Annotated in this window: 18 protein-coding genes and 1 riboswitch; of the genes, 17 read left to right on the forward strand and 1 reads right to left on the reverse strand. The window is 40.3% G+C overall.

Annotation, left to right across the window (positions count from 1 at the left end; all coding sequences use genetic code 11):
- Positions 1-42: 42 nt before the first annotated feature.
- The 9 genes from IGJ45_RS07360 (at position 43) to IGJ45_RS07400 (ending at position 13,692) form a co-directional block, all read left to right on the forward strand.
- On the forward strand, positions 43-957 hold the full coding sequence (locus IGJ45_RS07360) for an aldo/keto reductase (RefSeq protein ID WP_003127209.1): 915 nt from the start codon (positions 43-45) through the stop codon (positions 955-957).
- 209 nt (positions 958-1,166) lie between these two features.
- Positions 1,167-2,144, forward strand: coding sequence for a GMP reductase (guaC, locus tag IGJ45_RS07365; protein ID WP_003127210.1), 978 nt, complete (start codon positions 1,167-1,169; stop codon positions 2,142-2,144).
- 329 nt (positions 2,145-2,473) lie between these two features.
- Positions 2,474-3,604 (forward strand): non-hydrolyzing UDP-N-acetylglucosamine 2-epimerase, encoded by a 1,131-nt coding sequence (wecB, locus tag IGJ45_RS07370; protein WP_081131368.1) that lies wholly within the window; start codon positions 2,474-2,476, stop codon positions 3,602-3,604.
- Positions 3,605-3,697: 93 nt separating this feature from the next.
- Positions 3,698-3,868: riboswitch (M-box (ykoK) riboswitch) on the forward strand.
- Between the two features lie 269 nt (positions 3,869-4,137).
- Positions 4,138-6,729, forward strand: a complete 2,592-nt coding sequence (gene mgtA / locus IGJ45_RS07375) for a magnesium-translocating P-type ATPase (RefSeq protein WP_103300061.1) — start codon at positions 4,138-4,140, stop codon at positions 6,727-6,729.
- Between the two features lie 434 nt (positions 6,730-7,163).
- A complete protein-coding gene (gene pdhA, locus IGJ45_RS07380) occupies positions 7,164-8,273 on the forward strand; it encodes a pyruvate dehydrogenase (acetyl-transferring) E1 component subunit alpha (RefSeq protein WP_003127214.1) in 1,110 nt (369 codons plus the stop codon).
- Between the two features lie 2 nt (positions 8,274-8,275).
- A complete protein-coding gene (locus tag IGJ45_RS07385; RefSeq protein ID WP_003127215.1) occupies positions 8,276-9,253 on the forward strand; it encodes an alpha-ketoacid dehydrogenase subunit beta in 978 nt (325 codons plus the stop codon).
- Positions 9,254-9,278: 25 nt separating this feature from the next.
- Complete coding sequence (locus IGJ45_RS07390; RefSeq protein WP_005472521.1) at positions 9,279-10,919, forward strand: dihydrolipoyllysine-residue acetyltransferase; 1,641 nt, start codon at positions 9,279-9,281, stop codon at positions 10,917-10,919.
- A gap of 7 nt (positions 10,920-10,926) precedes the next feature.
- Complete coding sequence (gene lpdA / locus IGJ45_RS07395; protein ID WP_003127217.1) at positions 10,927-12,333, forward strand: dihydrolipoyl dehydrogenase; 1,407 nt, start codon at positions 10,927-10,929, stop codon at positions 12,331-12,333.
- Positions 12,334-12,498: 165 nt separating this feature from the next.
- Positions 12,499-13,692: an MFS transporter gene (locus tag IGJ45_RS07400; protein WP_113850310.1), complete on the forward strand. Its 1,194-nt coding sequence runs from the start codon at positions 12,499-12,501 to the stop codon at positions 13,690-13,692.
- A gap of 111 nt (positions 13,693-13,803) precedes the next feature.
- Here IGJ45_RS07400 and IGJ45_RS07405 read toward each other — a convergent pair whose 3' ends face one another.
- Positions 13,804-14,328 carry a type 1 glutamine amidotransferase domain-containing protein gene (locus tag IGJ45_RS07405; protein ID WP_003127221.1) on the reverse strand — a complete coding sequence of 175 codons (525 nt, stop codon included), beginning with the start codon at positions 14,326-14,328 and terminating at the stop codon, positions 13,804-13,806.
- 942 nt (positions 14,329-15,270) lie between these two features.
- On the opposite strand from IGJ45_RS07405, the gene IGJ45_RS07410 reads away from it, so the two are divergent.
- From IGJ45_RS07410 to IGJ45_RS07445, 8 genes are all read left to right on the forward strand, one after another.
- The gene (locus IGJ45_RS07410) at positions 15,271-15,519 is read left to right on the forward strand and encodes a hypothetical protein (protein ID WP_409531281.1); all 249 of its coding nucleotides are present in this window, start codon (positions 15,271-15,273) and stop codon (positions 15,517-15,519) included.
- 64 nt (positions 15,520-15,583) lie between these two features.
- Complete coding sequence (locus IGJ45_RS07415) at positions 15,584-16,066, forward strand: MGMT family protein (RefSeq protein ID WP_003127225.1); 483 nt, start codon at positions 15,584-15,586, stop codon at positions 16,064-16,066.
- A 240-nt stretch (positions 16,067-16,306) separates the two neighbouring features.
- On the forward strand, positions 16,307-16,579 hold the full coding sequence (locus IGJ45_RS07420) for a UPF0223 family protein (RefSeq protein ID WP_409531282.1): 273 nt from the start codon (positions 16,307-16,309) through the stop codon (positions 16,577-16,579).
- A gap of 9 nt (positions 16,580-16,588) precedes the next feature.
- Complete coding sequence (locus tag IGJ45_RS07425; protein ID WP_003127227.1) at positions 16,589-17,356, forward strand: inositol monophosphatase family protein; 768 nt, start codon at positions 16,589-16,591, stop codon at positions 17,354-17,356.
- A gap of 128 nt (positions 17,357-17,484) precedes the next feature.
- On the forward strand, positions 17,485-19,314 hold the full coding sequence (gene typA, locus IGJ45_RS07430; protein ID WP_003127228.1) for a translational GTPase TypA: 1,830 nt from the start codon (positions 17,485-17,487) through the stop codon (positions 19,312-19,314).
- Positions 19,315-19,557: 243 nt separating this feature from the next.
- Entirely contained in the window at positions 19,558-20,934 is a 1,377-nt protein-coding gene (rlmD, locus tag IGJ45_RS07435; protein WP_409531283.1) for a 23S rRNA (uracil(1939)-C(5))-methyltransferase RlmD, read from the forward strand.
- 236 nt (positions 20,935-21,170) lie between these two features.
- Complete coding sequence (locus tag IGJ45_RS07440; RefSeq protein WP_409531285.1) at positions 21,171-23,276, forward strand: AAA family ATPase; 2,106 nt, start codon at positions 21,171-21,173, stop codon at positions 23,274-23,276.
- Positions 23,260-24,309, forward strand: a complete 1,050-nt coding sequence (locus tag IGJ45_RS07445; RefSeq protein WP_409531286.1) for a 5-methylcytosine restriction system specificity protein McrC — start codon at positions 23,260-23,262, stop codon at positions 24,307-24,309. Before IGJ45_RS07440 ends, IGJ45_RS07445 begins: the two co-directional genes overlap by 17 nt.
- Positions 24,310-24,545: the final 236 nt, after the last annotated feature.

Below are 24,545 nucleotides of genomic sequence, written 5' to 3' on the forward strand. Positions count from 1 at the left end.
GGATATGCTAAAATAGAAGAGCAAACAGGGGAGGAAAAATACGTGAAAAAAATTAAATTTGGTTCAACCGATTTAGAAGTTTCAAGTGTCATTTTGGGATTGATGCGAATCAATAATGCAAAAGATCCTGTAGCTGTACTGACGACAGCAATCGAGAATGGTATTACTTTCTTTGATCATGCAGATATCTATGGCGGTGGCGAATGCGAAAGTATTTTTGCAGATGCCCTTGCACAAACCGAATATAAAAGGGAAGATCTTTTCATTCAATCGAAATGTGGTATCGTCCCAGGGAAAATGTTCGATTTTTCGAAAGAACACATTATTAAATCCGTTGAAGGCAGTTTGAAACGCTTGAAAATGGATTATCTTGACGCGTTGCTGTTGCATCGCCCGGATACGTTAGTGGAGCCCGAAGAAGTCGCTGCTGCTTTCGACGAGCTGGAAAAAGCGGGAAAAGTTAAGTATTTTGGAGTCAGCAATCAAAATCCTGGTCAAATCGAATTGTTGAAAAAATATGTCTCTCAACCATTGCTGGCCAATCAATTGCAATTTGGCATCATGCATACTGGAATGATCGATCGAGGCATCCATGTCAATATGACGGATAGCGGCAGTGTCGATCATGATGGCGGCATTCTTGAGTATTCTCGGCTGAATGATATGACGATCCAAGCGTGGTCGCCATACCAATATGGATTCTTTGAAGGTGTCTTCATCGGAAATGAGAAATTCCCAGAACTGAATGCAAAACTAGAAGAATTGGCTGAGAAGTATCAAACGACTGCGACAGGAATCGCATCTGCTTGGATTCTACGGCACCCAGCAAATATGCAGGTGATCGCAGGCACGATGACGCCGCATCGTATCGAAGAGATCGCTAAGGCATCTACGATTGTGTTGACACGCCAAGAATGGTATGAAGTATATTTGGCAGCTGGCAATATTTTACCTTAAAAAAAGAAAAAACCCTTTATTTAATGGAAACTATCTCAGGAATGTTCGTAAAAGACGAACATTCCTGTTGCTTTTTAAAAAAAAGATTCTAAAACACTTGTATTTATGAGTGAGCTGGTTTAAATTGTTGTGGGCATTAAAAATAGGCGACAGCCATTTGATGCTTGCTTCACTCTTATCAAGATTTGGAGGATATTTTTATGTTTGACATGAAAGTTTTTGATTACGAAGATATACAATTGATCCCTAATAAATGTATCGTGAATAGCCGTTCAGAATGTGATACGACGGTTACTTTAGGCAAACATTCATTTAAAATGCCGGTCGTTCCTGCAAATATGCAAACGATCATTGATGAATCAATCGCAGAATTTTTAGCTGAAAATGGCTATTTTTATATTATGCATCGCTTTGACGAAGCAGCCCGCATTCCTTTTATCAAAAAAATGAAGGAAAAAGGCCTGATCTCTTCGATCAGTGTCGGTGTCAAAGATTATGAGTATACTTTTGTCGAAACATTGGCTGCTGAAGGACTGGTGCCTGATTATATTACGATCGATATTGCCCATGGACATTCCAATGCTGTCATCAATATGATCCAACATATCAAAAAACATTTACCAGATGCTTTTGTGATCGCAGGGAACGTTGGTACACCTGAAGCGGTCCGAGAATTGGAAAATGCCGGCGCGGATGCAACGAAAGTCGGGATCGGACCAGGGAAAGTTTGTATCACTAAAATCAAAACTGGTTTTGGAACTGGCGGGTGGCAATTAGCTGCATTACGCTGGTGTGCAAAAGCAGCTCGCAAGCCGATTATCGCCGATGGGGGAATCCGCACCCATGGAGATATCGCAAAATCTGTTCGTTTTGGGGCAACGATGGTTATGATTGGTTCATTGTTTGCTGGACATGAAGAATCTCCCGGGGAAACAAAAGTCGAAAATGGTGTCGTTTTAAAAGAATACTTTGGCTCTGCTTCTGAATTCCAAAAAGGGGAAAAGAAAAACGTCGAAGGGAAAAAAATCTGGATCCCTTACAAAGGTTCTTTGAAAGATACTTTGGTTGAGATGCAGCAAGATCTACAATCATCGATCTCCTATGCCGGTGGCAAAGACCTCGAATCGATTCGAAAAGTTGATTATGTGATCGTGAAAAACTCGATTTTCAATGGCGATACAATTTAAGTTGCTTCGGCTGTAGAATTGACAGTGGCATGAATAAAAGTTCGATCCAAAAGATTTCTTGGTCTTGCAGCAAGCGATAGGAAAACATTCTTATCACTTGCTGCTGAGGGCAACAAGTCTTTTGGTTTTTTTATTTTCAGCGCTGACCTTCTGCTTTTTGTGGAATCATCTCTATCGACTATTTGGTTTTTCTTAATCTTTCGTTATAATAGAAGAAATGATGAAAAAAAACTAAAAAAATATTCTGAGCTAAAAGCGGATATTCAGTTGACTAAGTGAGTAAGAGCAATAACAATAAAGTAAACATGCAGAAAGAAGCAGGTGAGTGTTTGACTATCAAAGTAATGTCCGTTTTTGGGACAAGACCGGAAGCCATCAAGATGGCGCCTTTGGTAAAAGAATTAGAGGCTGATCCTCGATTTCAATCAATTGTCGTGGTGACAGCCCAACATCGCGAGATGTTAGATCAAGTATTAGAGGTTTTTGCGATCGAACCTGATTACGACTTGGATATCATGACATTGGGACAGACGTTGACCGGCATCACTACAAAAGTCTTGCTGGAATTAGAACCGATTCTCCACCAAGAAAAACCGTCAATTGTGCTTGTTCATGGTGACACAACAACGGCATATGCCGCAGCAACCGCAGCTTTTTACGCTCAGATCCCGATCGGTCATGTTGAAGCTGGTTTGCGGACGTGGAATAAACGATCACCCTATCCGGAAGAAGCCAACCGGCAACTCATCGATGTGCTAGCGGATCTTTACTTTGCTCCAACGCTTCAAAGTAAAGAAAATCTACTTGCGGAAAATCATGATCCAGAAGCCATCTTTGTCACTGGCAATACCGCGATTGATGCCATGCGCTACACTGTTTCTCAAGACTATCAGCATCCTACACTAACAGACAGAAAACAGCGAAAGATTTTGTTGACGATGCACCGCAGAGAGAATTTAGGTCAGCCGATGAAGAATGTTTTTCAGGCATTGGCTCGAATCGCAGGCGAGTTTCCAGAAGTCTCAGTCGTTTTTCCGATGCATAAAAATCCCAAAGTTCGAGAAATTGCTCAAGAAACTCTGGGTGCTTTAGAGAATGTTACATTGATTGAACCTTTAGATGTCATCGATTTTCACAATTTTGCCAACCAAAGCACATTGATTCTAACTGATTCCGGCGGTGTCCAGGAAGAAGCCCCTTCTCTCGGTGTTCCTGTATTGGTGTTGCGGGACACAACTGAACGTCCAGAAGGCATTGCGGCAGGAACGTTGAAATTGGTCGGTACAGGGGAAGAGGATGTGTATCAAGCAACGAAGCAGTTGTTGCAGGATCACGCTGCATATACCGCAATGGCGCATGCTGAAAATCCTTATGGTGATGGTAAAGCAAGTCAGCGAATCAAAGAAGTATTGGCTCAATATTACCGTCTGTCCGGAATGGCAGATCCTTCGATCCAATGATCCAAAAACTGAAAATGGAATTGAAAAAATAACAAAAGTATTTTCACATAATGGTTGACCTATATAATTAGATAGACTATAGTGAGGATAGAAATAAATAATTGTTAGGTGAGGCTCCTATATGGACACAAGCTGCTGCCGCAAAAGTATCGAGAGATGCTTAGTTGGTAGGACAGGTCTAATCGTGAAGGTTAAACCCAAAGCAGCTGATAACGTCAAGTTATCTACGCCCTATAGTGCTAAAGCTCTACAATGATCATGAGTTTTTTACGCATGCTTATTGGGAGCATGCGTTTTTTTGTGTTAATGGTCACTGATGCCTTTATTTTAGCTGATACATACAGACCTTTATGAGGTGCTGCAAGACAATTGCTGACTGCCTTTATTTTTGACCAACACTTCTGCATGATCCAGAGTTTCTTGCTTGATAAACAGAGAGGAAGATGAACATGGAATACCCCAGTCCCCAGATGAACAATAAAAAGAATGCTAGGGGTAGCAAATGCAACTCCTAGTTATAGGAGGAAAAGAAGATGTTAAAAAAATTATCTAAAGATCAAGAATTAAAATTACTTGCACAACTTTCGGAAAGAGAGTTGCTGATGGAAATGCGGACTTCGTTTAATGGACTATCAAAAGAGGATGCAGCAGAACGTCTGGAAGAATATGGACCAAACCAAGTAGATGCACAAAAACCAACACCTGCTTGGCTGATGTTTTTAAGTGCTTTCAAAGATCCTTTTGTATTAGTTTTGGCTTTGCTGATGGTCATTTCTTTTTTCACAGGTGATTATGAAGCAGTGGTCGTGATGGGAATCATGATCTTAGCAAGTGTTACGATCACATTCGTGCAAGAATATCGTTCGCAAAAAGCAAGTTTGGCCTTAAAAGAATTAATTGAAAATACATGTTCTGTCACTCGAGACGGCGAAACGATCGAGATTCCGATGGATGAAGTCGTACCAGGAGACATCGTGACATTGGCAACCGGGGATATGATTCCGGCAGATGCTATTTTGATTTGGACAAAAGATTTATTTATCAATCAATCTTCTCTGACCGGAGAATCTATGCCGGTGGAAAAATTTGTCGATGCTGGGATCAAAGATTCTAAAGAAACGATTTCCGCATTAGATATGCAAGATTTGGTTTTCATGGGAACGGATGTCCTTAGTGGACAAGGTAAAGCAATTATTTTAAAAACCGGTCAAAGTACTTTTTTTGGTGATATTGCCAAAAATGCAACGTCAAAACGAGGAAAGACTACTTTTGAGGATGGTTTGACGAAAGTCAGTAAATTGTTGCTGCGAATGGTAATGGTTTTGTTTCCCATCGTCTTTTTGATCAATGGATTGACAAAAGGCGACTGGGGAGAAGCCCTTTTCTTCGCAATCGCTGTAGCTGTTGGCTTGACTCCGGAAATGTTGCCAATGATCGTCACAAGTAATTTAGCAAAAGGTGCCATGTCGTTAGCTAAAGAAAAAGTGATCGTCAAAGAATTGCCTTCGATTCAAAACTTGGGCAGTATGGACGTTTTATGTACGGATAAAACCGGCACGATCACTGAAGATCGCGTCGTATTAGTGCAGCATCTGAATCCGTTTGGTAAAGAAGACCAACAAGTGTTGGATATGACCTATTTGAATTCCTACTATCAAACAGGTTGGAAAAATTTGATGGATATTGCGGTATTGAACTACTTCGAAGATACAGAGCGCCAAGCGCCTTATCAAGAAGTCATCAAAGTGGATGAAATCCCCTTTGACTTTTCCCGCCGGCGTTTAACAGTGGTTGTCAAAGCAGATGGGCACCAGATCATGGTCACAAAAGGTGCTGCTGAGGAAATGGAGAAAGTCTGCAAATACGTGGAAGTCAACGGACAAGTTCTGGAATTGACAGATGAATTAAGAGAAAAACTTCGTGAGGTAAATCACCGCTTGAACAAACAGGGCATGCGTGTCCTAACAGTAGCAATCAAGCGAGATGCTCACGCAGAAGCCGTCTACACAGTTGAAGATGAACAAGATATGATCATGATCGGATTCATGGGCTTTTTAGACCCAGCGAAAGAGTCCGCAAAAACAGCTATTGCTTCATTACATGGTCATGGTGTCAACGTGAAAGTTTTGACTGGTGACAATGCGATCGTGGCGCAAAAGGTGTGTAAAGATGTGGGGATCGAAGTGAACGACTATCTTCTAGGGATAGACGTTGATCGTCTCTCTGATGAAGAATTGGCTGAAAAAGCAGAAGCGGTCAATCTATTTGCTAAGTTGAATCCTATGCAAAAGTCACGCATCATTCAGTCGCTGCAAGCCGATGGTCATACTGTCGGATTTATGGGGGATGGAATCAATGATGCGCCTGCACTACGGGCTGCTGATGTCGGTATTTCTGTAGATACGGCCGCAGACATTACCAAAGACGCAAGTTCGATCATTTTATTAGAAAAAAGCTTGAATGTGTTAGATAAAGGGGTCATTGAAGGCCGTAAAGTTTTCACAAACATGATGAAATACATCAAGATGACATTGAGTTCAAACTTTGGGAATGTTTTTTCGATTCTTGTCGCTAGTGCATTCTTGCCTTTCTTGCCAATGCTTTCTATTCAATTGCTGGTGCAAAATCTAGTCTATGATATGGCACAGTTGACCATTCCTTGGGATAATGTAGATGTGGAAGAACTAGAAAAACCAGTCAAGTGGCAAGTCAGAGGCTTATTGAAATTCACCGTAAGCATTGGACCAGTCAGCAGTATTTTTGATATCTTGACATTCTTCGTGATGTGGCATGTGTTCCAAGCAAATACCATTCAAGAACAAGCGCTGTTCCAAGCCGGCTGGTTCATGATCGGTCTTGTGACGCAAACATTAGTCGTGCATATGGTCCGGACGCGTAAACTGCCATTTTTCCAAAGTATCGCATCGCCAGCAGTCTTACTGTCAAGCGTTCTTGCGATTTTGGTAGGTTTCGGTATTATCTTGTCGCCGCTGCACACAGTCTTTGATTTTGCAGCGCTACCATCTTCTTACTGGCCATGGTTTGTCGGCATTATTCTTGCCTACCTGGTAAGCGTAGAAGTAGCTAAGAGAATCTATATCCATTATACAAAAGAGTGGATCTGAGAAAAGAAACGGATAGTCATAAAAGATTTTAACTTTTATGCTATCTGTTTCTTTTTTATTCTATTCTGTATTATTTTTTTCTCATTATCAAAAAAAACTAATTTTACTAAGTCGGAACATTCACAAGGGAAAGTCCTCGAGGTGTTACGTTTCTGTTTAGTTAAAAGGCGAAGTCTGTACTATTCTTAAAAGAAAAAAAGAATTTAATAAGGAGCAAAGCAAGAAAGCGATTGCTTAAATGTGATTGTTTTCACTAATCGTTTCTTAAGAGTTGGTCTAATGGGAATCGTTTTATTAAAAAAAAATACCTTTTCACTTGTCTTATTCTCGTTTAAATGATAATTTATAGTAGTAAATGATTTTTCGATGATACAGATTTTATCCCTGTTACATTCGAAAGTGAATTTTTATATCAGAGAGGAAAGTGTGTCAAGATGGCAAAAAAACAAAAAGCACTTGATTTCCAAGCAATTTTGGAGCAAGTCAATGCAGATTTTCCAACTTATCAAGCATTAGATAAAGACGGAAAAATCGTAAATCCAGATTTAGTACCTGATCTAAGTGACGACGAATTAGTCGAGTTGATGACTCGCATGGTATGGTCCCGTGTATTAGACCAACGCTCTACTGCGTTAAACCGTCAAGGTCGTCTAGGTTTCTTCGCGCCAACAGCTGGTCAAGAAGCAAGTCAATTAGCAAGTCATTTTGCATTTGAAAAAGAAGATGTGCTTTTACCTGGTTACCGTGATGTCCCTCAATTGATCCAACACGGCCTTCCATTGAAAGAAGCGTTCTTATGGTCTCGCGGACACGTAGCTGGAAACCTTTATCCAGAAGACTTGCAAGCTTTACCACCACAAATCATTATCGGTGCGCAATACGTGCAAGCTGCTGGTGTAGCTCTTGGTCTGAAAAAGCGCAACAAGAAAAATGTTGTCTTCACTTATACAGGTGATGGCGGTTCTTCACAAGGGGACTTCTATGAAGCAATCAACTTTGCTGGTGCTTACCATGCAAACGCTGTATTCTACATCCAAAACAACGGTTTTGCGATTTCAACACCTCGTGAAGTTCAAAGTGCTGCGCCAACATTAGCTCAAAAAGCAGCTGCAGCTGGTATCCCAGGAATCCAAGTGGATGGTATGGATCCATTAGCAGTTTACACTGTCTCAAAAGCAGCTCGTGAATGGGCAGCAAACGGCAATGGACCAGTTTTGATTGAAACATTGACTTACCGTTATGGTCCACACACATTATCAGGGGATGACCCAACGCGTTACCGTTCAAAAGATATGGACAGCGAATGGCAACAAAAAGACCCATTGGTTCGCTTCCGTACGTACTTGACTGAAAAAGGACTATGGTCTGAAGAAAAAGAAGAACAAATCATTGAACAAACTAAAGAAGAAATCAAAGCTGCAATCGCTGAAGCTGACCGTGTACCTAAACAAAAAGTTTCAGATTTCTTGAAAAATATGTTTGAAGTACAACCTCAAAACATTAAAGAACAAATTGCAACTTACGAAGCGAAGGAGTCGAAATAGTCATGGCACAAAAAACAATGATTCAAGCAATTACAGATGCCTTAGCTGTTGAAATGGAAAACGACAAAGAAATTTTAGTCTTTGGTGAAGACGTCGGTAAAAACGGCGGGGTTTTCCGGGCAACAGAAGGTTTACAAGAAAAATTCGGTGAAGATCGTGTTTTCGATACCCCTCTTGCTGAATCTGGTATCGGCGGTTTAGCTTTTGGTTTAGCACTAGAAGGTTTCCGTCCAGTTCCAGAAATTCAATTCTTCGGATTCGTTTTTGAAACATTTGATGAAATCGTTGGACAAATGGCACGTACTCGCTACCGTATGGGCGGCACACGCAACTTGCCAATTACGATTCGTTCACCATTTGGTGGTGGTGTGCATACACCAGAATTGCACTCAGATAACTTGGAAGGATTGATTGCTCAATCACCAGGTATCCGTGTCGTGATTCCATCAAACCCATACGATGCAAAAGGATTGTTAATTGCTTCTATTCGCAGCAATGATCCTGTTGTTTTCTTAGAACATATGAAACTTTACCGTTCATTCCGTGAAGAAGTGCCAGAAGAAGCGTATGAAGTTCCATTGGATAAAGCAGCGGTGACTCGTGAAGGAACAGACGTATCGATCATCACTTATGGTGCAATGGTTCGTGAAGCAATCAAAGCAGCGGATAACTTAGCAAAAGAAAACATCAATGCTGAAATTATCGATTTGCGTACAGTTGCTCCTCTTGATGTGGAAACAATCATTAAATCTGTTGAAAAAACAGGTCGTGTGGTTGTTGTTCAAGAAGCTCAAAAACAAGCAGGCGTAGGCGCTCAAGTCGTTTCTGAAATTTCTGAACGTGCGGTTCTTTCATTAGAAGCACCAATTGGACGTGTATCTGCTCCAGATACAATCTTCCCATTCGGTCAAGCAGAAAATATCTGGTTGCCAAATGCTAAAGATATCGAAGACAAAGTGAAAGAAATCGTGAACTTTTAATAGTTGAAGAAGGGAAGAATAGAAAATGGCATTTCAATTTAAATTACCGGATATCGGTGAAGGGATCGCAGAAGGCGAAATCGTAAAATGGTTCGTTAAACCCGGCGATACCATCAATGAAGATGACACTTTATTGGAAGTTCAAAATGACAAATCAGTTGAAGAAATCCCATCTCCAGTCACAGGTACTGTAAAAAATATCCTTGTATCAGAAGGAACAGTTGCCAATGTTGGTGATGTATTAGTAGAAATCGATGCACCTGGCCATGAAGACAATGAAGGAGATGCAGGTGTGGCAGCGCAAGCCCAAACTCCTGCACAACCAGCTGCTGTTCCAACAACGGAAGCTGCATCTGCTGGTTCTTCAGAAGGCGAAGGCGTATTCCAATTCAAATTACCAGATATCGGTGAAGGAATTGCAGAAGGCGAAATCGTAAAATGGTTCGTTAAAGCTGGCGACACCATCAATGAAGATGATACTTTATTGGAAGTTCAAAACGACAAATCAGTTGAAGAAATCCCATCTCCAGTCACAGGTACTGTAAAAAATATCCTTGTATCAGAAGGAACAGTTGCCAATGTTGGTGATGTATTAGTAGAAATCGATGCTCCAGGACACAACAGTGCACCAGCTGCTAGTTCTGCAGCGCCAACTGCAGCGCCAGAAAAAGTTGAAACTTCTGGCTCAGCAAGTGTCGTTGAAGCTGCTGATCCAAACAAACGTGTATTAGCAATGCCTTCTGTCCGTCAATTTGCTCGTGAAAAAGATGTCGACATCACACAAGTAACTGCAACTGGCAAAGGTGGCCGCGTGACAAAAGAAGACATCGAGAACTTCCTATCTGGTGGCGGAGCTTCAGCAACTGCAGAAGCAGCAGCTCCAGCAAAAGAAGAAGCGCAAGCACCAGCAGCTGAAAGCAAACCAGCAGCACCAGCTAAAGCCTTCAAGTCTAACTTGGGTGATTTAGAAGAACGTGTAGCATTAACTCCGACACGTAAAGCAATTGCGAAAGCAATGGTCAACAGCAAACATACAGCACCTCATGTAACACTGCATGATGAAGTAGAAGTAACAAATCTTTGGGATAATCGTAAGAAATTTAAAGAAGTTGCTGCTGCCAATGGCACAAAACTTACTTTCTTGCCATATGTTGTAAAAGCATTGACTGCTACAGTCAAAAAATTCCCTATCTTGAATGCTTCAATCGATGATGCAAAACAAGAAATTGTGTACAAAAACTACTACAATATCGGTATTGCTACGGATACGGATCATGGGTTATATGTACCAAATGTCAAAGATGCAGACCGCAAAGGAATGTTTGCTATCGCTGATGAAATCAACGAAAAAGCTAAACTTGCTCATGACGGCAAACTTTCTGCAGATGACATGCGCAACGGAACGATCACTATCAGTAACATTGGTTCTGTAGGCGGTGGCTGGTTCACACCAGTAATCAACTACCCTGAAGTAGCTATCTTGGGTGTTGGTACAATCGCGCAACAACCAATCGTCAATGCTGAGGGCGAAATCGTTGTCGGCCGCGTAATGAAACTTTCATTGAGCTTTGACCACCGAATCGTTGATGGTGCAACAGCGCAACAAGCAATGAATAATATCAAACGTCTATTAGCTGATCCAGAGCTATTAATGATGGAAGGATGATTAACAAATGGTAGTTGGAGATTTTGCTGTTGAATTAGATACAGTTGTAATCGGTGCGGGACCTGGCGGCTATGTAGCTGCCATCCGCGCAGCGGAAATGGGACAAAAAGTTGCGATCATTGAAAGAGAATACATTGGCGGTGTTTGTTTGAACGTTGGTTGTATCCCTTCAAAAGCATTGATTGCAGCAGGACATCATTACCAAGAATCACTAGATTCGACAATGTTTGGTGTAACAAGCGAAAACGTATCACTTGATTTTGCTAAAACACAAGAATGGAAAGACAACAAAGTTGTGAAAACATTGACTTCAGGTGTTGGCTTCCTATTGAAAAAACACAAAGTTGAAACAATTGAAGGGGAAGCTTTCTTTGTTGATGATCACACATTACGTGTGATTCATCCTGATTCAGCTCAAACTTATTCTTTCAACAATGCAATCATCGCGACAGGTTCTCGCCCAATTGAAATCCCTGGTTTCAAATTCGGTGGACGTGTGCTTGATTCTACTGGCGGATTGGCATTGAAAGAAGTGCCTAAAAAATTCGTTGTTATCGGTGGCGGTGTCATCGGTTCTGAACTTGGTGCTGCTTATGCAAACCTTGGAGCAGAAGTAACGATTCTTGAAGGTTCTCCTCAAATTTTGCCAACTTATGAAAAAGATATGGTTAAATTAGTTGAAGAAGACTTCGCTAAAAAAGGCGTAACGATCGTTACTAATGCAATGGCTAAAGAAGCTGTTGATAATGGCGATAGTGTAACGGTTAAATACGCTGTTGATGGCAAAGAAGAATCAGTGACAGCTGACTATGTGATGGTTACAGTTGGTCGACGTCCGAATACAGATGACATGGGCTTAGAGCAAGCCGGTGTTGAAGTTGGCGAACGTGGATTGATCACAGTTGACAAACAAGGCCGTACGAACGTATCAAACATCTTTGCAATCGGAGATATCGTACCTGGTGCAGCACTTGCTCATAAAGCAAGTTATGAAGCAAAAATTGCTGCTGAAGCCATTTCTGGTAAAAAAGTTGCTGTTGATTATAAAGCAATGCCAGCGGTTGCCTTTACTGATCCAGAATTAGCTTCTGTCGGTATGACGATCAAAGATGCAAAAGATGCTGGAATTGAAGCGAAAGCTTACAAATTCCCATTCTCTGGAAATGGTCGTGCATTGTCTCTTGGTAAAACCGAAGGATTTATCCGCTTAGTAACAACAGTAGAAGACAATGTGATCATCGGTGCGCAAATCGCTGGTTTAGGTGCAAGTGACATGGTTTCAGAATTGGCTCTTGCAATCGAATCAGGTATGAACGCAGAAGATATCGCGTTAACGATCCACCCACATCCATCTTTAGGTGAGATCACCATGGATGCTGCTGAGTTGGCATTAGGCTTACCAATCCATATTTAATGATAGAAGACTCGTTCATCCTTTCGATGAGCGAGTTTTTTTATGGGATCAAGTATCAGTGAATGGCATAAAATACTGGCGATTGCCTACTTGATTGCTGTAGCAAATCTGTCTGAATTATGCTATATTAAGTTGCTATCTAAAACGGATGAAGGCGGGGATTGTATGCGTAAACAATTGGGTGGGAAAACGATTCGTCTCTATTATACAAGTCTGCAATTTCTTTATTGGATGATGTTTTGTTCAATTTATGGATTTGCCACATTATTTCTGATTTATTTTAAGATCGATCCAGCAAAAATCGGTGGGATCTTAGCACTTATCAATATTTTTTCAGCCGCGCTTCAGCCTTTCATCAGTCAAGTGATCATTAAAAGAAAAAGGATTCCCTTGATTGCTGTCCTAAAAGGGATGACACTGAGCCTGATTATCGCTCTTCTAGTAGGGTTATTACTGCCAGCACTGACGATTATCAGTTTTATCATTGGTGCAATCGTGCTAGTTTCCATGCAGTCATTTATCAATGCTCTTGCATTTGAGTATGTGAACACCGGCTATGGGATTAATTTTGGTTTTTCGAGAGCAGGCGGTTCACTAGGATATGCCGCAACCTCTTTCTTATTAGGGCAGTTGTTGGCGAGCTATTCGGCTGCGCTTCTCCCAATAATGGCATTAGTAGAAGCAGGACTGTTTTTTGTCCTCTTACTTTTGCTGCCCACAGTGAAGACAAGGGTTCTGCCGTTGAAGATAGAAGAGAAGCATTCGGGTGGGTTAGGAAAAAAATATCCTTTTTTACTTTTGTTATTCATAGGATTCAGCTTTCTGTTCAGCTTTCACACAATGATCAATAGCTTCTTGGCACAGATTTTTGCTTCGATCGGAGGCGGCAGCAAAGAAGTAGGAATTTCATTAATGATTGCTGCATTATGCGAGTTGCCAGGAATGATATTCTTCGAACGTTTGGTCAAAAGAAAGTCCAGCAAGTTTTGGCTTTTGTTTTCTAGTATCGCATTTGCAGTCAGAGGAGTAATGATGTTGCTTACCAGCACGATTGTTATGATGGAAATGACACACCTATTGCAGGGCTTTAGTTTTGCTTTATTTATCCCAGCGTCTGCTTATCTCTTCAATCACGTATTGGCAGATGAAGATCGGGTATTTGGACAAACGCTGATCATTATTGCGACGACATTAGGCGGTGTGCTGGGGAATATCTTAGGCGGCAGCCTTTTACAGAACTTCGGTGTCTGGCAGATGTTATTGTGCGGCACGTGCTTTGCTTTGATTGGAGCGTTATTGACGCTATGGGGGATCCGTAAGCTGCCAAAGGCCTCTGCTATTTCCGATCTTTCCGAATAGCAGACAAGGAATGACAAAAATAGCTAGAGCAATGTTCAAAAATGATAACGAAAAAGAGTGGCGAACAATCATCGCCACTCTTTTTCGTTAAAGTGAATCAGCCTAGCCGGGTTATTTCTTTTCTAAAACAGCGATGAATTCCCGCATATAATCGGGCAGGTCAGGTGGTCTACGGCTAGAAACGATGTGACCGTCGGTGATAACTGGTGTATCCACCCAAGTAGCTCCGGCGTTTGTCATATCGTCTTTTATGCCAGGGGTGCTAGTCACTTTTCTTCCTTGCAATATATTCGCGGAAATCAAGACCCAGCCGGCATGACATATTTGACCAATGACTTTTTCTTCTTTGTCCATTGCTTGAACAAAAGAAATGACTTGTGGGAATCGGCGCAGTTTATCCGGTGCCCAACCGCCAGGGACTAAGATGGCATCATAATCAGCCACATGGATGTCGTCAAAAGCAAACGCGGATTCTGCAGGAACTCCGTATTTTCCTTTATAGCTTTTATGGGCTTCTTCGCCAACTAAATCCACTTGAGCGCCTTCTTCTCGCAAACGGTGAACAGGGTACCAAAGCTCTAAATCCTCGAAATCATTGTCGACTAACGCGATGATTTTTTTATTTTCTAAGCGCAAATGAAATCCTCCTTTATTCTTGCTATTCTTACTGTAACATCAAGGAAAAGGAAACACCAAAAGAATGCTTTTCAAGAAAGACGACTAGCATTTATCTGTAAAGTGTAGCCGCAAGAGTAAAAAAGCAGTCGTTAAAGAAAATAGAAGATCAATGAAGGGATAGTTCTAGTAGTGTCAGCGTTGTAACGAATAATAAATTAGGTCATAATCAAAGTAACCAATAAGTCTTAGCAAGTCTTAGCAAGCCTTAACAAGTCTGAACAGATCTGAACAAGACTGAATAAGAGCGTGAAAATAGGGAACCTTTTGAAAAAGCTAGACAATCTATTTATCAAAATGCACGTCCATTGGAACTTGCACGCTGGCAGATTCATTTTGAAGACGGTAGCCGGGAGAATGTTATACAGATGTTAGAGGTCTATCAAAACGAGGATGGCGGCTTTGGTCACGGCTTAGAGCCAGACAATTGGAAACCCAACAGCACCCCGATTGCGGCGTGAGCTGCCTGCAGTATTTTACGAGAGATCAATTGCCTTGATGCTAAAAATCCTATAATACAGGGGATCTTGAGGTGCTTGTCCAGTGGGAAAGATTTTTCTGAAGGGAAATGGCGGAACCAAGTACCTTCGACTGCTTTTTACTCCCATGCCATCTGATAGGAGAGTCCTGTAGGTGTGCCGGCTAATAATCCCACCGTGAGTTTTGCTGGTATGATCATCCGTGTGGAAGATACTGGTTTATCTCAACAAGCGGAGGGAATCCTTCAAACCGCCATTGATAGCTTTCTCAATGAGACAACGATGATAGGCATACGTTAGTCGTTTATTTGGAAATGCTAAACTATTGTAAAAAAACACATGATCAACCTCTTTTGGAGAACATAAATTTTCAAGAAGTGTTGTGCCAACAAATTCGTCAAACCGTCTCGAAAGCCCCAGAAGAATGGTTTACTTCTTACACCAGCAAACCATCGGACTTTTTTTCTCGAAAGAACAAATGCTCACCATTTTTGATAAAGAACTTTGTCAGCAAGAAGCCGCTAAAATCTCAGAGAACCAGCTAGAAGATGGTTCTTTCCCTATTCCATGGCAATGGGGCACAGAATATACAAAGTTTTATATCAGCGTGAATTGGTGGAAATCCGTTCAGATCATCAAGAACTTTTTATTTTTGCATGCTTTTTCAAAATAATTTGAAGCTTCTCATTGCAGTTTGATTTAGAAGGCGGTACTTTGAAAGTAAAGGAGGGACTAGTATGGTCGATGAAAAAAAGAAAGATTTCAATAAGATGCTCCATGAGACGAAAGGAATGCCGAAAATCAAGCAAATCATAGATGAAAAGAGTATTGAGAAATATGGGGGAAAGAGAATGCTTTTGGCTCCTCCAGTGGATTACAATCAAATCATGGGGCGTATCCCATTAGGCCAAGTGATGACGATTAGTAAGATTCGCGAGTATCTGGCAGAAAGGTATGGCGCCGATTTCACAGATCCAATCACCGCGGGTATTTTTGTTTCCATCGCAGCATGGGCTAGTGAACAAAGAAAAACAGATAAAATTCCTTTCTGGCGGACATTAAAAGCGAATGGGGAGTTAAACCCTAAGTATCCAGGCGGAATCGAGAAACAAAAAAGCGCTTTGGAAAACGAGGGACATACGATCCTTATTAAGGGAAGAAAAAACCTACGCTATTATGTTAAAGACTTTACTGAAGTTCTAGCACAACTATCTAAATGAACCAACGTGGAATGAGTTAAGGTATCTCGTATTTTAGTTAGAGCTAGGACTAAGCTCGATTAAGTCTGTAAAAGGCGATATAGCCTAGGCATCATGGGGTCTTCTTCAAAACATTCGTTCATTTTTTTAAATAGGGGGTGCATCTCTCATTGAGAGCTGTCCTCTTTTATTTTGCGACAGAGTCTCTGACCAATTTGTATTTTTATGGTACACTGAATAGGACGAATAGGGGTGATTAAAATGCGTGATTATCAATATCCTTTAGATCTGGACTGGTCAACAGATGAAATGGTTATTGTAATGAATCTATGGGATCGCTTAGAACAAGCCTACGAGAAAGGGATCCCGGCAGCGGAGTTTTTAGAAGCTTATCAGCAGTTTAAGAAAGTTGTGCCAAGTATTGGGGAAGAGCGCCGTTTAGGCAGAGATTTCGAAGACTTGAGCGGATACTCATTGTATCGAACGGTTCAAGCGGTCAAGACGACAAGCGGTAAACTGAAAATGAAGGAGTAGAAAGCAACCATGCAAGAAATCGTTAGTGAAATCCATAGCTGGATGATTGCAGCAGGGGAAAAAATCAAAGAAAACCTAAATAAAGAGTCTCTGATCGTTGAAACAAAATCAGGTCGGAAAGATTTGGTGACTGAACTGGATAAGGCGACGCAGGATTTTCTAATTGAGAAGATTCAAGCCTTTGACCCAGAAGCAAAAATTCTAGGGGAAGAAAATGGTTTAGATCGACTTTCAGATTTTAGTGGACGAGTATTTATCATTGATCCTATTGACGGAACCATGAATTTCGTGTTGGAAAAAGAGAATTTCTGTATCATGATTGCTGTATATGAAGAAGGCCAAGGACGTTTTGGCTTTGTTTATAATGTCATGAAAAATGAATTTCTTTGGGGTGGTCCGGAAATTGGGGTCTTTTGCAACGGAAAAAAAATCGATCCGCCGAAAGATATCGCTTTAGAGGAAGGATTGATCGGATTAAATGCGCCCATGTTGATGCATAATCGTCATCATGAAGTCGAAATGAGTGAACGGGCACTAGGTGTACGGATGACCGGTTGTGCGGGCATCGAATTGATTGCGCTGGTCTTAGGTCAGCGCGCAGGCTATATTTCCAACCTAGCGCCATGGGACTATGCCCCTGGCGGTATCTTAATGGAAACATTAGGTTTGAAGATGGCGAATATCACCGGAGAGGAACTTGCTCTAGATGGTCGGGAATTGTTTATTGGTGGCACACCAACAGCATTTCAAGAATTATTGACGATCGCAAATCAATAAATGACGAGCAGATATCTACGGGTATCTGTTTTTTTCTGTAAAAATGAAAACTTTGCACTATATTTCAGAAAGAAATTCTGGTATAATGGCTTGTCGAGTGCAATGTCACCAAAAAAGGAGTTTATAAATTGAATATTAGAAATGATATCCGCAACGTCGCTATTATTGCCCACGTTGACCACGGAAAAACTACATTAGTTGATGAATTATTGAAACAATCCCAAACGTTAGATAGCCATACCCAATTACAAGAACGGGCGATGGATTCAAATGCGATCGAGAAAGAACGTGGTATCACGATCTTAGCAAAAAATACGGCCGTTGAATACAATGGCACAAAAATCAACATCATGGATACCCCAGGACACGCGGACTTCGGTGGAGAAGTGGAACGAATCATGAAAATGGTCGACGGTGTTGTCTTAGTTGTTGATGCGTATGAAGGAACGATGCCGCAAACACGTTTTGTTTTGAAAAAAGCGTTGGAACAACATTTAGTGCCAATCGTTGTTGTAAACAAAATTGATAAACCATCTGCTCGTCCAGAACACGTTGTCGATGAAGTGTTGGAATTATTTATTGAATTAGGGGCAGATGACGACCAATTAGATTTCCCAGTCATTTACGCTTCTGCAATCAACGGTACATCTAGTGCATCAGACGATCCAGCTGATCAGCAAAAAACGATGGCGCCATTGTTCGATACGATCATTGAACACATTCCAGCACCAATCGACAACAGTGACGAACCTTTGCAATTCCAAGTATCATTGCTTGATTATAATGATTATGTTGGACGTATCGGAATTGGCCGTGTCTTCCGCGGATCAATCAAAGTCGGCGACCAAGTTGCATTGATGAAATTAAATGGAGAAGTCAAAAAATTCCGTGTAACGAAACTTTTCGGTTTCTTTGGTTTGAAACGTTTAGAGATCCAAGAAGCCAAAGCCGGTGATTTGATCGCGGTTTCCGGAATGGAAGATATCTTCGTTGGTGAAACAGTGACACCAATTGATCACCAAGATTCATTACCTGTGCTGCATATTGATGAACCAACATTGCAAATGACATTCATCGTGAACAATTCTCCTTTTGCTGGTCGTGAAGGAAAATTCGTTACAGCACGTAAAATCGAAGAGCGCTTGATGGCTCAATTGCAAACAGACGTGTCATTGCGTGTTGATCCAATTGGACCTGACTCATGGATCGTTTCTGGCCGTGGAGAACTTCATTTGTCGATCTTGATCGAAAATATGCGTCGTGAAGGCTTTGAATTGCAAGTTTCTCGTCCAGAAGTCATTGAACGTGAAATTGATGGCGTGAAATGTGAACCATTTGAACGTGTTCAAATCGATACACCGGAAGAATACATGGGATCAGTCATCGAATCATTGGGCATGCGTAAAGCAGAAATGCAAGACATGATCAATACAGGAAATGGACAAGTGCGCATCATTTTCTTGGCACCTGCTCGAGGATTGATCGGTTATACGACAGAATTCTTATCTATGACTCGTGGTTACGGCATCATGCACCACACCTTCGATCAATATTTGCCAATGATCCAAGGTCAAATCGGTGGTCGTCATCAAGGCGCACTGGTTTCTATCGATACAGGTAAAGCAACGACTTACTCGATCATGAGTATTGAAGAACGGGGAACTGTTTTTGTTGAACCAGGTACCGAAGTATACGAAGGAATGATCATTGGTGAAAACTCTCGTGACAAAGACTTAACCGTTAATATCACGAAAGCAAAACAAATGACTAACGTTCGTTCAGCAAACAAAGACCAAACATCCGTTATCAAGAAACCTCGCATTCTTTCTTTGGAAGAATCATTGGAATTCTTGAACGATGATGAATACTGTGAAGTAACCCCAGAAAGCATTCGTTTGAGAAAACAAATCTTGAACAAGAGCGAACGGGAAAAATCACAGAAAAAGAAAAACAGCTGATAAATAAAACACCTAAGGAAGTCTAAGACTTCTCGTGTAGATGATTTTCCGAAGGATGGAAAAGGAATTGCTCTTGTGGTGCAGCGGCTCTTCGCCGCAGAGCCTAAAAGCAATCAGCCGATTCTATCCTTCGGATGTTTTTTGTTCAAAATGTTGGCGAAGAGCCATCATCGAAATAAACAGCGCTTGCAATTTCAGTGATTCCTTTTTAAAATGAGAAAAGCAAGTACAAAGGAGAAACCTATGAAAAATTATCCTGTTAAGAAGAATCAGGAACTTGAGGTCGATATTTTAGATCTTTCCCATGAAGGAAACGGCATCGCCAAAGTCGATGGCTATTTACTTTTTATTGAAAACACATTACCCGGCGAACGTGCGTTAGTCAAAGTGTTGAAAGTTGGCAACAAATTCGGTTTTGCCAAAGTGATGAAACTGTTACAAACGAGTCCAGATCGTCAAGAGTTGCCTAATGAAGATTTGTTGCGAACCGGTATCGCACCTTTGAGTCATTTGAAGTACGAAAAGCAATTGGCATTCAAACAACAACAAGTAGAGAATGTTTTAGCAAAAGTCGCGAAAATGCCGCAAGTTGAGGTATTGCCTACGATCGGAATGGAACAACCTTTTGGCTACCGTAACAAAGCGCAAATTCCCGTTCAAAAAATCAAAGGGCAGTTGACTACTGGTTTTTACCGCAAAAATAGTCATACCTTGGTGCCAATCGAAGATTTCTATATCCAAGATCCGGCGATCGATCAAGCGATCGTAACCGTGCGGAACATTTTGCAGCGTTTTAACGTCAAAGCCTACAACGAAGAAGCTCACGAAGGCTTTTTACGACACGTTGTGATCCGTCGCGGACACCACTCAGGTGAAATGATGGTCGTTTTAGTCACACGAAAAGCGAAGTTTTTCAAAGGAGAAGAGATTGCTGAAGTCATTCATGAAGAGCTTCCTGAAGTAGTATCGGTGATCCAAAATATCAATGAAGAAAAAACCAATGTCATCATGGGTGATGTAGAGAAAGTCCTTTATGGAAAAGCTTCGATTGATGACCAATTGTTCGATAAGACGTTCCAAATCTCTGCCAAATCTTTCTACCAAGTCAATACGGCCCAAACAGAAGTGCTGTATCAAAAAGCGTTTGAATTAGCAGATCTACAGCCGGATGACATTGTCGTGGATGCATATGCCGGAATCGGAACCATCGGAATCAGTTTAGCTGATCGTGTCCAAGAAGTTCTCGGAATGGAAGTTGTTGCTGAAGCGGTCGAAGATGCCAAAGCAAATGCTGCGAGAAATGGCTTAGAAAATGTTCATTACTTTGTAGGCAAAGCGGAGAAGATTATGCCTCAATGGTTACGTGAAGGCATTCAGCCAACTGTTGTCTTTGTCGATCCGCCAAGAAAAGGTCTAGAAGCTAGCTTTATCGAGACAACAGCTGCGGTTAAGCCAGAGCGCATTGTCTATATTTCTTGCAACCCAGCCACACTAGCACGTGATCTAGCGCTATTTGCAGAAGAAGGCTATGTGACAAAACAAGTCCAGCCAGTTGATCTATTCCCACAAACCACTCACGTGGAATGTGTGGTCTTGTTGACACGTCTTGAAAATAGATAGAGTGAGATATGATATACTGAGAGTTGGGACATTTTGGTTCTGGCTCTTTGTTTTAGTTTGGAGAAACAGATTGATAAGGTGAAAAGATATAGATTAGGAAATAAGTTGGAGAATGGTATAGCTGGGTGCGTGAACAAAATTTTTAGTATTCATAACAGTTTTGGATGATATACAACAAAAAAATTTTCCGTGATATAATTGAAGATACTTTTATTTGTTCTGGTGAGGTGGATTAGATGGGCAATTCAATGGAAATACGTAAACAACTTTTTAGGGACTGGGCAAAAGATAACCTAGGTGAGAAAACTGGGATCTGGTACACACCGTATCTTGAAAAACTTGGGTTATTGTTGAGCAAATTTGAATTAAGTAACAGCTATTTTGAAAATTTTTTTTACTACGAGACATATGATGAGTTTAAAGAAGTATATCAGAAGATTACTGGAGATAAGGACAGTTCATTATTAGAACTGATGAAAGGGAAAAGGAAAAAATACACTAAGGAATTTGTAAAGATCAACGAATCCTTTAAACGTCATTATGCACAAATGGATTATGACAATGGGAATCGAAGCCAACCGACTAATTATGGTGGTATAGCGCAGTTAGGAACAATCTTGAGATCATATCTAAAGTTTTTGTACTATACTGAAAATCCAGAAAAGATTTACCCGAAGAGAGAACAAAAGTCTTCGAGCTTAGATGGTCAAGTTGATGACAGTGTGAATTACTGGCTCTATGTTCCAGGCGATGACGCTAATCTTTGGCAAGAACTTTTTCAATCGGAAATCATAGGGTTTGATTGGGACTTTCTTGAAGATTTAAATCAATATGAGAATAGACTTGACATCCAGAAGGCTATCTCAGAACATCGGAAAGATAAAAAAAATTCATTAAATGAAGCAAAAGAGATTTGGGACTTCTACAGAGAAATTAAGCCTGGTGACATTGTTTATGCAAAAACAAATGGTAACCATATTGTTGGAAAAGGTGTTGTTAATGGAGATTACTACTTTGATAGCAATGTTTCAAAATATAAGCATCGTCACAATATAGACTGGACGAATAAGGGGTCATGGAACTTAAGCGACCAAGTTTCACAAAAAATGCTGACTAACCTCAATAATTATCCTGATTTTATTGTTTACTTGGATCAGCACATCAATGGAGAGCCAATTGATGAAAAGTTACATTTAATTAATGAATTCAAAGTTTGGCTTTCGCAACAGGTACAGCAAAATGGAGAATTATTAAATGATAAAACTATCAGTCAAAAGATTTCTTCTCTCAAAAGTATTGAAGTTACGTTTACAGTGATTATTTTCGGTGAAACTGATACCGAAGCGTTAAAGAATATCAAGGAAACGGTTCTTAATGATGAAACCTACGACAGATACAAGGGTGTATCAGGAAGTTCTATTGACTATTATATTCGATATGTGGAATCAAGACCATCAGCTAGAGAGAATGAATCATATTCCAGAGAAGATTTTCTTTCAGAAGTATACATTGATGAACATGCTCTTGGAAAGCTTCAATCAGTTTTACAAAATAAGAAAAATTTGATTTTGAAAGGTGCTCCCGGAGTAGGAAAAACTTTTATCGCTGACAGATTGGCATATCTAATGATGGAAGAGAAAGATGATTCGCGGATTCAAATGATTCAATTCCATCAGAGCTATAGTTACGAAGATTTTATTGAAGGATATCGCCCCAAAGTGGATAGTGATGGTTTTGAATTGAAACAAGGACCATTTGTTAAATTTGCACGTAAAGCTTCTCGTGATCCTGAAAGAGACTACTTTTTCATCATTGATGAAATAAACCGTGGGAACATGAGTAAGATTCTAGGAGAACTCATGATGTTAATTGAGACTGACAAACGCGGCAAATCAGTCAATCTGCTCTATTCAAATGAAAAATTTTCAGTACCGGCCAATCTTTATATTATTGGTATGATGAATACAGCCGACAGAAGTCTAGCATTGCTGGATTATGCATTGAGACGTAGATTTTCTTTTTATGATATAGCACCAGCTTTTGAAAATTCAACGTTCACTGAATATATCAATAATATTGGTTCACCGATTAAGATGATCAAAGTAATAGAAATAATCATATCTCTAAATAAAACCATTATAGCTGAGCTTGGTAAAGGTTTCCAAATCGGTCATAGCTATTTTGTTGGTGATGCATTTTCCATAGACGCAGAATCAAGACTTATTGAAGTAGTAGAATATGAAATTATTCCTCAACTCTATGAGTATTGGTTTGATGATGAAGATAAAGCTGAGAGCTGGGCGAATAAGTTAAGGAATGCTTATGATGAAAAAAAACTCTAAGATACCGATTCGAAATATCTATTACATGCTGTCTTATGCTTACCAAACAATTGGACTATCAGAATATCAACGAATGAATGTTGAGCAGTTTGATAACGTGAAAGGTTTATACATTGAGATTTTGAAAATCGGTCTTCCTGTTTTAATTCGAGGTGGTCTAATTAAAGATTACGTTCAAGAAACTGATAGGACAACAGTCATCAAGGGGAAAATTGATATTGGTTCTTCCATCAAGCAAAATGCCCTGGTGGATAAAAAATTAGTAGTTCTATACGATGTGTTCTCTGAGGATGTGCTTCTAAATCAGATTTTAAAGGCAACAATTCAATATCTCTATAAATTACCAGATATTTCAAAGCCAGATAAGAGATTTTTCTTTGGGTTATTACCATATTTTTCCGATGTAACAGACATTGAGCTATCACTTAGACTTTGGAAGAAAGTTGAATATAATCGACAAAATATACGTTATCAGTTTCTTATTGATGTCTGTAGATATTTGTATGAAGAGTTACTCTTGGATGAGTCGAATGAAGAGCAATGGATAAGAGAAATGAAAGATGAACAGCGATTATCGTCACTCTACGAAAAATTTGTATTTGCTTTCTATAAACGTGATACCTGCTACAAAGTGACACACCCACAAATTCCATGGATAGTAGGGGATGGTTTCATTGAAGCTTTGCCGAATATGCAAACTGACATTGTTTTGAGTGATGGTGCTAAGACCTTAATTGTGGATACAAAGTTTTATTCTGAGAATATGGCGACCAGATTTATTGGGAGCGATGCAAAGCAAAAGACTGCTAATCTTTATCAAATTTTCACTTACGTTAATAACTGGATTTCAAAAGATGGTGAAGTAGTAGGAGGCATGCTCCTCTATGCTAAAACGATAGAGGAACATCAGCCAAACCATCACTATGAATTAAATGGCTATCCGATTAGTGTAGTGACACTGGACTTGAATCAAACTTTTGAAGATATAAAAAATGAATTGTTGAAACATGCCTCCCAATTTTTCCAACCTTGACCTATTTTCTAGGCAAGGTTTTTTTTGAAAAACTAGATCAATAAAATTATCAAATAACTGTATCGATTACAGTAATTACCGCTTTTTTTGAACACTCAGTTCTTTCAAATAATAGGTGAAATCATTGCTGATTATTTCATTCTTTCCTTGTACCGAAATGTCCTAAAAGCAACAACTTAATCTTGATAATAAGCAATAGGTTGCGTATAGTATAGGTAACCTATTACCTATTAAGA

This window comes from Enterococcus sp. DIV0574 (assembly GCF_051711125.1).
In the GTDB taxonomy this organism is placed as follows: domain Bacteria; phylum Bacillota; class Bacilli; order Lactobacillales; family Enterococcaceae; genus Enterococcus_D; species Enterococcus_D gallinarum.

Coding starts and splice junctions, on each gene's coding strand:
- rlmD (WP_409531283.1), top strand. CDS start 19,558: ATGAAAAATTATCCTGTTAAGAAGAATCAGGAACTTGAGGTCGATATT.
- IGJ45_RS07390 (WP_005472521.1), top strand. CDS start 9,279: ATGGCATTTCAATTTAAATTACCGGATATCGGTGAAGGGATCGCAGAA.
- IGJ45_RS07425 (WP_003127227.1), top strand. CDS start 16,589: ATGCAAGAAATCGTTAGTGAAATCCATAGCTGGATGATTGCAGCAGGG.
- IGJ45_RS07440 (WP_409531285.1), top strand. CDS start 21,171: ATGGGCAATTCAATGGAAATACGTAAACAACTTTTTAGGGACTGGGCA.
- guaC (WP_003127210.1), top strand. CDS start 1,167: ATGAAAGTTTTTGATTACGAAGATATACAATTGATCCCTAATAAATGT.
- IGJ45_RS07400 (WP_113850310.1), top strand. CDS start 12,499: ATGCGTAAACAATTGGGTGGGAAAACGATTCGTCTCTATTATACAAGT.
- IGJ45_RS07415 (WP_003127225.1), top strand. CDS start 15,584: ATGGTCGATGAAAAAAAGAAAGATTTCAATAAGATGCTCCATGAGACG.
- IGJ45_RS07385 (WP_003127215.1), top strand. CDS start 8,276: ATGGCACAAAAAACAATGATTCAAGCAATTACAGATGCCTTAGCTGTT.
- mgtA (WP_103300061.1), top strand. CDS start 4,138: ATGTTAAAAAAATTATCTAAAGATCAAGAATTAAAATTACTTGCACAA.
- IGJ45_RS07410 (WP_409531281.1), top strand. CDS start 15,271: ATGGTTTACTTCTTACACCAGCAAACCATCGGACTTTTTTTCTCGAAA.
- IGJ45_RS07420 (WP_409531282.1), top strand. CDS start 16,307: ATGCGTGATTATCAATATCCTTTAGATCTGGACTGGTCAACAGATGAA.
- IGJ45_RS07445 (WP_409531286.1), top strand. CDS start 23,260: ATGAAAAAAAACTCTAAGATACCGATTCGAAATATCTATTACATGCTG.
- lpdA (WP_003127217.1), top strand. CDS start 10,927: ATGGTAGTTGGAGATTTTGCTGTTGAATTAGATACAGTTGTAATCGGT.
- pdhA (WP_003127214.1), top strand. CDS start 7,164: ATGGCAAAAAAACAAAAAGCACTTGATTTCCAAGCAATTTTGGAGCAA.